This window comes from Rhodococcus sp. JS3073, assembly GCF_026810085.1.
In the GTDB taxonomy this organism is placed as follows: Bacteria; Actinomycetota; Actinomycetes; order Mycobacteriales; family Mycobacteriaceae; genus Rhodococcus_F; species Rhodococcus_F wratislaviensis.
Map to the genome: position 1 here is coordinate 3762016 of NZ_CP113951.1, position 10912 is coordinate 3772927.

Genomic DNA, 10912 nt, shown 5'->3' on the forward strand with positions numbered 1-10912 from the left:
GGTGAATGTTTACCGCAGACCCGCGTCCGCCAGCTCACGGGCGACGAGCGCCGGGTCGTGCACCTCGACCCCCAGCAGGACCTCGCGGACGGCCTCCGCGGCCTCGGGGATCAGCGAGGTGAGCCTCGCCGGATCCGGTGCCGCGAGCGCTGCCCGCACGTCGTCGCCGCGAAGGGACGCAACCGTCCCGGACAGCAGCGCGAGCACGTCGGCCGTGTCACGCGCCCTCGCCACGTATCCGACGTCCGCGTGCGCGAGGACGGCCAGGAAGTCGGCGACGTCGCCGACGGAGTGTCCGCTCGCGAGGCCCGGGATGCGGCCGGCGTCCGCGAGTTGCTGCGCCGTCTCGGCGAGACCGGGGTCGTCGCTGCCGTCTGCGGTGACGAACACCGCGAGCGGAGACGGCAGCCGGAGTGCCACCGCGTCGCCGAGGTGGCCCGCAGGGCAGTCGAGGTGGAACCGGACCGCCTCGTAGGAGGCCTGCTCGCTGGTGCGGAGAGCGGCGGGGTCGACGTCGAGACCCACGATGATGCGGCCGGCGTCGGTCCCGGCGGCGTCGAGCAGTGCGGACGCCGGAACCACCCGCGGTCCGAGTGCGCCGCCTGCGGCCGGGCCCGTGTCCTGGGATCCACTGAGAAGTTCGGCGAGCAACGACTGCGGCCCGCGGGAGCGCGGGACACCGAGGGAGAGAGGTATAGCCACCTCCCCACCGTAATGCCCACCTCGCGGACCGGATTCGTCTCGGGGTCTTGCCATCGCCGACTCGCCGACATTAGGTTAGGGTTACCTTAGTATCGCGGAATCCTGAAGGAGGCTCCATGCCCGTCACGACCACCGGTCCGTCCACCGCCGAGCGTGTGCGTAGCTCGTGCGCACGGACCCAGGACGCGGTACTCGCCGTCGAAGGCAGCGCACCGACCGTCACGTCGGTACACCACCTGCGGTCCAGCGGCGACGTCGTGGTCGCCGTGCCCACCGAATCAGCGGCCGCCACCCTGTCCTGGCTCGCCGGTGGCGGCGGGATCCCCGCCGTGCTGGAGCTGACCGACAACTCACCGCTCGCGCTGCGTGAGCCCGTGCGGTCACTCGTCTGGCTGCGCGGCAACCTCCACGCCCTCTGCGAGGCACACACCCGCACGCTGGCCGACGAGGTGGCATCCGAATACCCGCACCCCGGACTTCTCGACGTCGGGCACGATGCGACGCTGCTGCAGCTCCGCCTCGAATCGGCGGTGGTCGCCGATTCGAGTGGCGCCGAACCCGTCGCCCTCGACGACCTGCTCGCGGCCCGGCCCGACCCGTTCTGGGAAATGGAGACCGCCTGGCTCCAGCATCTCGACGAGGACCACCGCGACCTCATCGACATGCTGTCCCGCAAACTGCCGCCCCACATGCGACGCGGACGCGTCCGCCCCCTGGGCATCGACCGGTACGGACTGCGACTGCGCGTCGAGAACGATCACGGCGACCGCGACATCTGGATGCCGTTCTCCGCGCCGGTCGACGACGCCGTCGCGCTGAGCAGGGCGATCCGGCTGCTGGTGGGATGCCCGTTCGTGAACGGACTCCGCGCGCGCGGCTGATCGCCATTCCGGTTCGGCGCGCGCTAGCGTGTGCCGCGTGATCTCGCGTGCAACGCTCGCCTCCTGGATACGGCCCGCCTCACCCGAACCGGCCGCTCCGCCGGCCACCGGGACCGAGCGGCGGGCCCTGTGGATCGAGATCACGATCGTCCTGCTCGTCACGTTCGGGACGAGCGGACTGTCGGGACTGCTGTCGCTGTCCGAATCGCTACTGACCCCGGGCAACCTCGCCGATCAGGCCGTCGCCCTCAACGTCTCGCGCGCGGAGAACCAGATCATCGATGTCGCCCGGCAATTGCTCGGCGTCGTGAAACTCCTCGCCTGGGGCGCGCTGGGTCTGTATCTCCTGTGGCGCAGCGGCCTCGGCCCGCGCGACGTCGGGCTCGGCCGATTCCGGTGGCGTCCCGACGGGACGCAGGGGGTCGGGCTCGCCGCCCTGATCGGTCTGCCCGGGCTCGGCTTCTACCTGCTGGCCCGCGCCATCGGCGCCAACCTCACCGTGGTGCCCAGCACGATCGGCGATCACTGGTGGCGACTGCCGGCCCTGATCCTGTGGGCGATCGCGAACTCCGGCGCGGAGGAAGTGCTCGTCGTCGCGTATCTGATCACCCGGCTGCGGCAGCTCGGGTGGAGCGAGAACTCGTCACTACTCGCGTCGGCGGTGCTCCGGGGGACGTACCACCTCTACCAGGGTTTCGGCGGCGGGCTGGGCAACGTCGCCATGGGTCTGGTGTTCGGCCGGTACTGGCAGAAGACTGGACGGTTGTGGCCTCTCGTGATCGCCCACGCCACCATCGATTCGGTCGCGTTCGTCGGCTACGCCGCACTGCGCGGGCACGTCGGCTGGATTCCGTAATCCGGCCGGACCAGTAAAGTCGTGCGGGTGACCGGCGACGCCCCCTATCCTCCGCTGCCACCCCGTCCGCCCCGGCGGACGCAGGGCGGGCAGCAGGTGCCGCCGCCCCCGAACCGCCGAATGCCGCCTCCTGACCAGCGGGTTCCTCCGCAGACGCGGCGGGTGCCACCGCAGGGTCCCCCGCAACAGGGACCTCCTGCGCCCCGCCCGCGACATCCCGCTCCCCGGCAGGGTCCCCCGGCGCCGCCGCCGGAGGGCACCCAGGTGATCCGCCGCGACGGACGCGGCGCCCCGCCGCCGCCCCAGCAGGCGTGGTCGCAGGCCCCCGAACCGCAGTTGTCCCGGTCGGCGCCGCCGCAGGGTCCGCGCGGCTACGCGCCCACCCAGACGCCGCAGCCCTACCGTGACGCGCCGCCACCGCCGCCTCGGGTGCCCGACCGGCGTCCCCCTCGCACGCCACCGCCACCCCCGCCGCTCGCACCGCCGCGGACCCCGGAGCCCCCGGGGCAGCGACGTCCCAAGCGCACGCGGAACTGGGGCCGGCGCATCGGCATCCTGTTCCTGGTGCTGGTTCTGGCGCTCGCGGGCATGACGTACTACCTCGACAGTTCGCTGAACCGGATCGACGCGCTGGCCGACTACCCCGGCCGGATCGACGACACCCCCGGCACGAACTGGCTGCTCGTCGGTTCGGACAGCCGGACCGGGCTGACCCCCGAGCAGGAACATCAACTGTCGACCGGCGGCAACAGCGGCCCCGACCGCACCGACACCATCATCGTGGTGCACGTCCCCAGCGGGGGCGGCCCGGCGACGATGGTGAGCATCCCGCGCGACTCGTACGTGTCGATCCCCGGCTACGGCGAGGACAAGATCAACGCGTCGTTCGCGTTCGGTGGTCCGCAACTGCTGACCCAGACGGTCGAGGAGGCGTCCGGTCTGCACATCGACCACTACGCGGAGATCGGGTTCGGTGGTTTCGCCGGCATCGTCGACGCGATCGGCGGCGTCGACATGTGCCTGGACACCGCCATCGACGACCCGCTCGCGGGGATCAACCTCGGGCCCGGCTGCCAGGAACTGTCGGGGGCGCAGGCCCTCGGCTTCGTCCGCAGCCGCGCGACCGCGCTCGCCGACATCGACCGGATGAACCATCAGCGGATGTTCATGGCGGCGTTGATGTCGAAGGCCACCAGTCCCGCGACGTGGCTCAACCCGTTCCGCGTCTGGCCTCTCGTCACCGACACCGCCGCGTCGCTGCGTGTCGACGAGAGCGACCACATCTGGCACCTCGCCGCGCTCGCATGGGCGGTACGCGGCGACATGATCACCACCACCGTTCCCGTGGGCGGTTTCGAGGACGTCGACGGTGCCGGGAACGTGCTGCTCTGGGATCACGACCGGGCGTCGCAGTTCTTCGACGCGCTGGCGAACGACCGTCAGGTCCCGGCCGAACTGGTCACCACCGGACCGTGACGCACGGCCGTAAACTGACACCCATGTCTCAATCGGCGACGAAGACCCCCAGCGAGTTCCATGCCCTCCTGCTGCAGCAGATCCGCAACGAGTTCACCGCATCCCAGCAGTACATCGCGGTGGCCGTCTATTTCGACTCGCACGATCTCCCGCAACTGGCTCGCCGGTTCTATTCGCAGGCCGCCGAGGAGCGTGGCCACGCGCTGATGATGATCCAGTACCTCATCGACAACAACCTCCGAGTGACAGTCCCCGGCATCGACGACGTGGTCACCGATTTCGATTCGGTGCGCGCCCCCGTCGCCCTGGCCGTGGAACGGGAACGCGTCGTCACGGAACAGATCACCAAGCTCGCCCGGACGGCCCGCGACACCGGTGACTACCTCGGCGAGCGGTTCATCCAGTGGTTCCTCGAAGAACAGGTCGAGGAGGTCGCGAGCATGCACACCCTGCTCACGATCGTCGAACGCGCCGGCGACAACCTGTTCGACATCGAGGATTTCATCGCCCGCGAGATGAGCGGGAACTCGCCGATCCGGCCGGGTGCGCCGAAGAGGGCGGGCGGCGGCGTCTGACCCTTTCGGGTCAGCAGCGGGTGGGCGCCGGTTCGCCGCGGAACCGCGCAGCCACGTACTCGTACGCGTCCGGAAAGCCCACCACTGCCGTCGTCATGTGCTCGGATATCTCGTACGGGACGAACGTCAGTCTGGCGCCCGCGGCGCAGTAGCGGTGCGCGGTCTCGGCAACCGAATCGAACGGTGTCAACCCGTCCAGGGTGCCGTGCCACAGGTAGAGGGGCGCGGTCGGGACACCCTCGAAGTACCGCAGACTGTTGTCACGCAACACCTGGTGCGCACCCGAACTCGCCATCAGGCTGGTCGAGGCGGCCAGCTGTCCGGCGCTGCGGAAGGCGCCGTGAAACAGGAGGAACCGGCGGCATTCGTTCGACATCCACTCGCGCAGCCACAGTCCGGTCGCGTTCAGCTGCGACGAAATCGGTAGCTGGTCCGGGTATTCGCGTTCCAAGCCGATCGCGGCAGCGAACGCGAGCCCGAACCCCGGATGCGGATTGAATCCCAGGCCCTGGGCCATCTGCTCGAGGTCCGCGGGAATCCCGCCCGCCACCACCGCGTCGAGTTTCAGCTCCGGCGCATAACTCGGGGCCAGCGCCGCCGCCCACGCGCTGGCCATTCCCCCACCCGAATACCCGGCCAGCGCTACGGGGCTGTGCGACAACCCCAGTTCGGCCACCCGCTGCACCGCCCGGACGCTGTCGAGGGTGATCATGCCGCCGAGTTTCGCGGCACCGTAGGCGCCGGTCGGGCCGAGATGGTCGGGCACCGAGACCGCCCAGCCGCGTTGCAGACCCAGATACAAGCCCGGCGACTCCTGCAGCTCCAGATTGAACAACGACCGCGACGGAGCACATTTGGTTCCGAGCGAATTCACGATGGCCTGATACGACACCAGCGGAGGATTCGCGACGCCGCGGGGAAGCAGAACCGTGGTCACCGCCAGGATCGGATGTCCCGTCGAGTTCGTCGACCGGAACGCGACCTGCCACCCATCCGAATTCGCGTACATCCAGGTGTCGATGCGCCGCGTCCGCACGACGTCGCCGGGACGAAGGACCCCGAGGTCCGGCGGAGCGAGATAGAAGGGGTCGGGATCCGGCCAGGGATACAGCGGTTCGGCCTGCGCCGGGGCGGGAATGGTCGCCCCCAGAAAAAGGGCACCGAGGATCAACGCTAGCCACGTACCGGATCGTCTCAACATGTGCCTGCCCCTCCGGGCCGCGCCGTCAGAACGCTGTGAATTTTATACACGGGCGAGGCCCCGCCGACGCCGATTGCCCCGTTCCCGTCGGAGATCCGTCGCCAGTTCAGGTTAGGAAAATGACATCAAAATGGTCCCGAAATTAGGTTGACTTTAGTTTGGGCAAGCTTCCCAAAATTAGGTTCAACTTGGATGACACCCGCCCTGACCAGCGATATTATCCATTTCATGACTTCGACTGACGCGCACAAGACGAAATTCCACGCTCTGCTTCACGACCAGATTCGCAACGAATTCAACGCGTCACACCAGTACATCGCGACTGCCATCTATTTCGACAATGCGGACCTGCCGCAGTTGGCCAAGCACTTCTACAAGCAGGCCGTCGAAGAGCGCAACCACGCCATGATGATCGTCCAGTACTTCCTCGACCGCGACATCTCCGTGGAACTGTCGGGTGTCGACGCGGCGAAGGGCCAGTTCGAGAACGCACGTGAGCCGATCGCCCTCGCCCTGACGCAGGAGAAGACGGTCACCGAGCAGATCGTGCAGCTGGCGAGCACCGCCCGCGAGGAGGGCGACTACCTCGGCGAGCAGTTCATGCAGTGGTTCCTCAAAGAGCAGGTCGAGGAGGTCGCGAGCATGACGACACTGCTGACCATCGCCGACCGCGCGGGCAGCAACCTGTTCGACCTCGAGGAGTTCGTCGCACGCGAGATGAGCGGCGTCGCAGACACGTCCGGCGCACCGCACGCAGCCGGCGGTTCCATCTAGGCGGCTCCGCCACCCGTGAGTGGTTGACGAGTCTCTGCACTCCTGTCATGTCTCAGGACTTGGAGGACAGATCTGTCTCAGGACTTTGAGGACAGTTTCTGGTAACGCGTGGTCCTGTCGAGTGTAAGTGTGCGGACGGTCGTGTCGCCGATCATCACGACGACACGATCGCCCTGCCAGTAGACGGTCGCGGTGGTGTTCTTGTGTCGGCGGCCGAGGATGATCGAGAGTCCGTCGAACTGGATCACGCCGGTAGTCGAGACGGGGCGGGTGGTGCATCCCGATCGTGCCGCCGGCCCGGGCGTCGGCTGGGCCGGATGTGTTGCGTCCCAGCGTTGGTTCGGGGTCATACCGTCGATGCCCTGGTGGCGCCTGTTGTTGTAGAGCTGCCGGTAGGTGTCGAGTTGGGACTGCAGCTCGGTCAGGGTCGCCGCCGGTGGCTGCTTGGCCAACCATTTCCGCAAGGTCTGATGGGCGCGTTCGTTCTTGCCGCAGGTCTGCGGGTGCCGGACCGAGGACGCGATCGTCACGGTCCCGAGGGCGGCGAGGTTGCGTTCGACCTCGGACATCCCGCCCCGGCGTTTCCCGGAGAAGGCGAGCCCGTTGTCGGAGAGTAGGTGTACCGGCACCCCGTGCCCGTCCATCGCCCGTTGCAGTGCCGCCCACGCGTCGGCGGAGGTTTCGGCCCGGGCGGCATACGAGCACACGTCCAGACGCGAGTGGTCGTCGAGAATCTGCAGGATGCACACCACGGTGCCGTCGGCGAGATAATGCTCGAGGCCGTCGATCTGCCAGCACCCGTTGGGGGCGGAGTACTCGAAACTGCGGCGTGAACGGGGTTTCTTGCGTGGCTGAGGAACGATCTGTCCGCACTCCCTCAGTACCCGGTACACCGTTGAGCGCGACGGGGTCGGGTCGAGTCCCTGGGCCTCGAGGCGCCACACGATCGAGATCGGGCCGTTGTCGAAGCCCTCGTCGTCGAGTTCCTTGCGGGCACGGACGATGGCCTCACACACCTCGGGTCCGGTACGGGTCGGGCTGTGGTGTGGCCGGGTCGAGCGGGTGGTGAACGCTGCGGCGCCCTCGGTGCGGAACCTGCCCACCAGGACGTAGAAGGTATTGCGGGAGATGCCCTGCTCTCGGCACAGGCGGGACACGTTCACCCGTGCCCCGCCTGCGACCGCCGAGACCGTGGCCACGATGTCCGGATTCATCGAAAACCCTTTTCCACCCATGCCCGATTGTCACGGGCACGGGTCGTCAGTGTCCTCGATGTCCTGAGACATCAACTGTCCTGCATGTCCTGAACTCAGACACGAGTCTCTGCACTCCTCAACCACTCACGGGCCCGAAGGGCCTATCGCAACGTGACCTGGCGGCCACGCAGTCCGTCGCGGGCGCGTCGCTCCTCGGTGGTGAGCGGCGCGTCGACGGCGAGCGCCTCGGCCAGTCGCTGACCGAGTTCGACGGTGGCAGCGGCCCACTCGTTCGCATGCTTCTCGCGGTCCAGGTCGAACACCGGGACCAGCAGCCCGTGCGTCCGGAACGACCCGGCGTAGCGCGAACCCTCACCGAGGTGCAGACCGCCGGTCGCGTGCACGCGTGCCAGGGCCAGCATCAGATCGTCCTCATTCTCCGGGCGCACCCAGCGGATGTGCGCCTTCTCGCCCGCATCGACCCACCACGCCGCGACGACGCCCTCGGCCTCGACTCGCGCGGACGGCATGATCGCCGCATTCGCGTGCTGCACGGTGGTCGCGACCTCGGGGGCCGGCTCCACGCCTTCGGGAATCCACCAGTTGAAATCCTGGTGCACGGTGATGTCGAGCGGTGCGTCCGCGTCGATCACGTCGGCCAGTGCCGGGGTCTCGGATCCGGGGTTGGCGGAGGCCAGCGATTCGCCGGCCGCGGCGTCACGGACCCAGGCGACGGACGCGGCCAGATCGGCGCCGAGATCCGCAGAATGCGCCTGGACCTGCACACCGACGAACCCGGTGGCACTGTCACCTTCGTCGCGGACCAGCGCCGCGACGGCACCGGGCAGCACGGTCGCGAGGGTCACCGGACGGGACGAATCCTTGACGGGGAGCGGGGCGGTCGCCGACGGGACGAACTCGCGAAGCGCCACCAGATCGCATTCGGCGGCGAGGCCTTCGAACGGCCGGGTCACGGCCGCTGCGGCGCTCTCCCGTTCCGCCTGCCGCTGCGCGAGCTTCTCGGCGCGGGCACTACCGGGCTTCGGACCACTGTTTCTCTTGCTCTTCTTTGCCACGACGCCAAAACCTACACGCCGGCGCCGGTCCGGTCAGGACGCCAGCCACTTCTTGGTGCGGCCGGGGTGGTTGGTGGCCACCCAGCTGACCCCGAGTTCGCGGCACAGTTCGACGTCGCTGCGGTTGTCGACGGTCCAGCAGTAGGTGGCTCGCCCCGCGGCGGCGGCCTTGTCGACGATGTCCGGGTGTTCGTGCAGCGTCTTCACCGAGGGACCGACCGCGGTGGCGCCGACGGTGGTCGCGGCGCCCCCGCCGAGGTAGCGGGCGGATTCGCCGAGCAACACGGTCGGGAGCATCGGCGCGGACCGCCGGATCCGCCACACCGCTCCGGCGGAGAACGACATCACGACGGCGCGGGAGTGGTCGGCGGACGGTGGTGCGGCGATGCCGAAGCGTTGCAGTTCGGCGAGCACCTTGCTCTCGACGAGGCCGCCGAACCGGACGGGGTGCTTGGTTTCGATGAAGAGTTTCACCGGGCGCGCCGACCAGTCCAGGGCGAGGGCGATGAGCGCGCTCAGCTCGAGGAGTTCGGCCGGCTCGTCTTCGGTGCCGTAATTGAACTCCGCCAGCTCCTCGAGGGTCATCTCGCTGACGACGCCGGTCCCGGTGGACGTCCGGTCGACGGTGCGGTCGTGGACGCACACGAGGTGGCCGTCCCGGGTGAGCCGCACGTCGCATTCGAGTCCGTCCGCGCCCTCTTCCAGCGCCAGCTCGTACGCGGCGAGCGTGTGTTCGGGCATCGCCGCGGATGCGCCGCGGTGCGCCACCACCAGCGGTCCGCGCCGGTCGGGGCTCACGACGCGACGACTTCCCGGTCGCTGCCGTCGGGCGTCGTCTCTGCGGACTTCTCCGCTTCCTTCTGCGGCGGCGGACCGGTGGCGATCACCCAGCGGGTGACGGGTTCCTTCGCCCCCTTCAGCGTCCTGCCTTCGAGCCGTCGGAGCACCATCAGTGCGAGTACCGCGGTCGCGGCGGCGACCAGCGCCGTGAACGCGGCCAGCAGGACACCGTCCGCCATGGCCTGCAGTCCCGGCCTGGACCGCCAGAACCAGTTGAACACGACGAGCACAGCGCCGAAGACCCACAGGCTCCACCAGGCTCGGACCAGCAGGACCGCGCGGGGGTCGCGGCGAATCACCTCGAGCAGGTACACACCCGGCATCACCAGGTTCAGGCCCGGCACCGCGCAACCGACGATCACCTCGGTGGGGGTGCGCGGGTCGGACGTCTTGGCGCGGGCGAACGTACGACGACGCATCCGCAGCAGCCAGCACACTCCGCCGATCCCCGACAGCAGCGCGAGGAGCATCCCGCCTGCCTGGCCGAGGAACACCGCGATGTCGGACACGGCGAGCAGGGTGGGATCGATCAGCCGGGTCCTGTTGCGGAGGAGGACGGCGTACCGGCCCAGTTCGGCGATCACGGCGAACGCGTACAGACCGGCGGTGAGGGTGAGGAAGAAGGCCGCCTTGCCGGCGAGCAGTTCCGGCCAGTCGCGGCGCGCGGAGGGTGATTCGACGTGATCGTGCAGTCCCCAGCGGGGGATCTCGGTGTAGCGGGGGGTGGGACCGGCCGTCGGCGGTTCGGCCGCGAGACCGCTCCTGCGGAGCGGGGATCGCGCGATCCAGCGGAACCCCCGGCTTGCGGGTGGTGGGTGCTGGTCGGTGCGGACGGGGGCGAGCAGCACACCGTGGCAGCGCGGGCACCACTGCGTCGGGGAGCCGAGGACCGGCCACCGAGCCGCGCATCGCGCGCACACCTGAACGACGACGCTCATGCCCTCCGCACCCACTTCACATTGCCGATTCTGTCACGACCCGCGAATGCGGGCAGCCCACGACCGAATCGTCCTTTTTGGGGAGAATGTGTGAGCTACACCACGAGAAATGCCGAGTTATCCACAGTTTCCACAGGTTCATACACAGTTATGGACAGTGTGAGTGGTGCTCATACACAGGTCAGAGCGCATGCGAATCCGTGATTGTTGACAGCTTCGGATGAACGGTCCACAACGGTGGATGAACTTGACATCGCAGCTCGGTGAACAATCGGACTCGGTGACCGACGGCTCGGCCCGGAATTACCCCTCCAGTTCGGATCGCCCGCGAAGCGACCCGAGAACTCCGGACCGGCCGTCGTCTCCCCCACCTGTGCCGGGCGAAAATGCCCCGACA

At 68.6% G+C, this 10912-nt stretch carries 11 protein-coding genes; 5 read left to right on the forward strand and 6 right to left on the reverse strand.

What is annotated here, in order from left to right; translation table 11 throughout:
- Positions 1–9: 9 nt before the first annotated feature.
- The gene (locus tag OYT95_RS16960; protein ID WP_128640326.1) at positions 10–702 is read right to left on the reverse strand and encodes a hypothetical protein; all 693 of its coding nucleotides are present in this window, start codon (positions 700–702) and stop codon (positions 10–12) included.
- Positions 703–818: 116 nt separating this feature from the next.
- Between OYT95_RS16960 and OYT95_RS16965 the strand changes: the two genes are divergently transcribed.
- The 4 genes from OYT95_RS16965 (at position 819) to OYT95_RS16980 (ending at position 4490) form a co-directional block, all read left to right on the forward strand.
- A complete protein-coding gene (locus tag OYT95_RS16965; RefSeq protein WP_007298301.1) occupies positions 819–1583 on the forward strand; it encodes a DUF2470 domain-containing protein in 765 nt (254 codons plus the stop codon).
- A gap of 37 nt (positions 1584–1620) precedes the next feature.
- A complete protein-coding gene (locus OYT95_RS16970) occupies positions 1621–2439 on the forward strand; it encodes a CPBP family intramembrane glutamic endopeptidase (RefSeq protein WP_037228257.1) in 819 nt (272 codons plus the stop codon).
- A gap of 264 nt (positions 2440–2703) precedes the next feature.
- The gene (locus tag OYT95_RS16975) at positions 2704–3915 is read left to right on the forward strand and encodes an LCP family protein (protein ID WP_268792003.1); all 1212 of its coding nucleotides are present in this window, start codon (positions 2704–2706) and stop codon (positions 3913–3915) included.
- A 23-nt stretch (positions 3916–3938) separates the two neighbouring features.
- Complete coding sequence (locus OYT95_RS16980) at positions 3939–4490, forward strand: ferritin (protein WP_037228259.1); 552 nt, start codon at positions 3939–3941, stop codon at positions 4488–4490.
- 10 nt (positions 4491–4500) lie between these two features.
- Here the strand turns inward: OYT95_RS16980 and OYT95_RS16985 are convergent, their stop codons facing one another.
- Complete coding sequence (locus OYT95_RS16985) at positions 4501–5691, reverse strand: lipase family protein (protein WP_037228261.1); 1191 nt, start codon at positions 5689–5691, stop codon at positions 4501–4503.
- A 228-nt stretch (positions 5692–5919) separates the two neighbouring features.
- Here OYT95_RS16985 and OYT95_RS16990 point away from each other — a divergent pair, with 228 nt between their 5' ends.
- The gene (locus OYT95_RS16990; RefSeq protein WP_037228262.1) at positions 5920–6465 is read left to right on the forward strand and encodes a ferritin; all 546 of its coding nucleotides are present in this window, start codon (positions 5920–5922) and stop codon (positions 6463–6465) included.
- 77 nt (positions 6466–6542) lie between these two features.
- Here OYT95_RS16990 and OYT95_RS16995 read toward each other — a convergent pair whose 3' ends face one another.
- The 4 genes from OYT95_RS16995 to OYT95_RS17010 all read right to left on the reverse strand — a co-directional run bounded on the left by OYT95_RS16995 (position 6543) and on the right by OYT95_RS17010 (position 10515).
- Positions 6543–7679 carry an IS481 family transposase gene (locus tag OYT95_RS16995; protein WP_037246031.1) on the reverse strand — a complete coding sequence of 379 codons (1137 nt, stop codon included), beginning with the start codon at positions 7677–7679 and terminating at the stop codon, positions 6543–6545.
- A gap of 143 nt (positions 7680–7822) precedes the next feature.
- The gene (locus tag OYT95_RS17000) at positions 7823–8737 is read right to left on the reverse strand and encodes a DUF5926 family protein (protein ID WP_005248874.1); all 915 of its coding nucleotides are present in this window, start codon (positions 8735–8737) and stop codon (positions 7823–7825) included.
- A gap of 33 nt (positions 8738–8770) precedes the next feature.
- Complete coding sequence (locus tag OYT95_RS17005; protein WP_268792249.1) at positions 8771–9478, reverse strand: glycerophosphodiester phosphodiesterase family protein; 708 nt, start codon at positions 9476–9478, stop codon at positions 8771–8773.
- A 53-nt stretch (positions 9479–9531) separates the two neighbouring features.
- Positions 9532–10515 (reverse strand): DUF4328 domain-containing protein, encoded by a 984-nt coding sequence (locus OYT95_RS17010; protein WP_268792004.1) that lies wholly within the window; start codon positions 10513–10515, stop codon positions 9532–9534.
- Positions 10516–10912: the final 397 nt, after the last annotated feature.